Annotated in this window: 1 protein-coding gene and 1 pseudogene; both read right to left on the minus strand. The window is 59.8% G+C overall.

What is annotated here, in order from left to right; all coding sequences use genetic code 11:
* A pseudogene (gene glmM / locus FTV28_RS13465) lies at positions 1-248 on the minus strand (phosphoglucosamine mutase); the annotation flags it as partial.
* An 86-nt stretch (positions 249-334) separates the two neighbouring features.
* A complete protein-coding gene (gene sul2, locus FTV28_RS13470) occupies positions 335-1,150 on the minus strand; it encodes a sulfonamide-resistant dihydropteroate synthase Sul2 (protein ID WP_001043260.1) in 816 nt (271 codons plus the stop codon).
* Positions 1,151-1,168 lie beyond the last annotated feature (18 nt).

A 1,168-nucleotide genomic window follows, 5' to 3' on the forward strand; every position in this document is an offset into this window, starting at 1 on the left:
TACGTTGTCGGCAGCGGGCCAAAAAGGAATACGTCCATGCCCATCGAGGTGAAACCGGCTGTGAGCGCGGGTTCAAGCATATAGCCCGACAGGCGCGTATCCTTGCCGATCACGACACGATGGCGGTGGTCACCGCGACGAAAGACACGGCCAGCCGCCATGCCGACGCGCAAGGCGGTTTCCGCCGTCATCGCGCCTTCGTTGGCTTTGCCACGAATACCGTCTGTGCCGAAATATTTGCGCACCATAAGGTCGATTATCCTGTCGTCGGGTCGCCCTCAAAGGGGACATGCCTGCTGAACCGCGAATATAGAGAAATATCCCGAATGTGCAGTTAACGAATTCTTGCGGTTTCTTTCAGCGCCGCCAATACCGCCAGCCCGTCGCGCAAGGGGCGCGGCTCGTGTGTGCGGATGAAGTCAGCTCCACCTGCGGCGGCGGCAAGCTCTGCAGCGAGTGTCGCGGCCCCGACATCCCCCGGACCACGGCCTGTGAGCGCGCGCAGAAAGGATTTGCGCGAAACAGACAGAAGCACCGGCAAATCGAAGCGCAGCCGCAATTCATCGAACCGCGCCAGCACCGAGAGCGAGGTTTCGGGAGCAGCCCCCAGAAAAAACCCCATGCCGGGATCAAGGACAAGGCGGTTGCGTTTGATACCGGCACCCGTCAGCGCCGCGATGCGCGCGTCAAAGAACGCCGCAATGTGATCCATGATGTCGCCAGCGGGTGCCTCGCGCCGATCTGCCTGCCCGTCTTGCACCGAATGCATAACGACGAGTTTGGCAGATGATTTCGCCAATTGCGGATAGAACGCAGCGTCTGGAAAACCGCGAATATCATTGAGATAGGCCACACCACGCGACAAGGCATAGGCTTGCGTCGCGGGTTGATAACTGTCGAGCGAGACGGGAATGCCATCTGCCTTGAGCGCGTCCAGCACCGGCGCGATACGCGCGATTTCTGTGTCGGACGAAACAGGCGCGGCGTCGGGATTGCTGGATGCCGGACCGAGGTCGATCACATCTGCCCCCTCGGCCATCAGCTTACGCGCCTGCGCAATGGCTGCGTCTGGCGCCAGATACCGGCCTCCATCGGAGAAACTGTCCGAGGTTATGTTGACGATGCCGAAAATGATGAGCGATTTATTCATGGGGGCTTCTATAATAAT

It is taken from the genome of Acinetobacter sp. YH12252, from assembly GCF_013417365.1.
Lineage (GTDB): Bacteria > Pseudomonadota > Gammaproteobacteria > Pseudomonadales > Moraxellaceae > Acinetobacter > Acinetobacter towneri.

What these genes read in the sequence shown, in the direction of transcription:
- sul2 (WP_001043260.1), bottom strand. Translation starts at nt 1,150, where the DNA reads ATGAATAAATCGCTCATCATTTTCGGCATCGTCAACATAACCTCGGAC.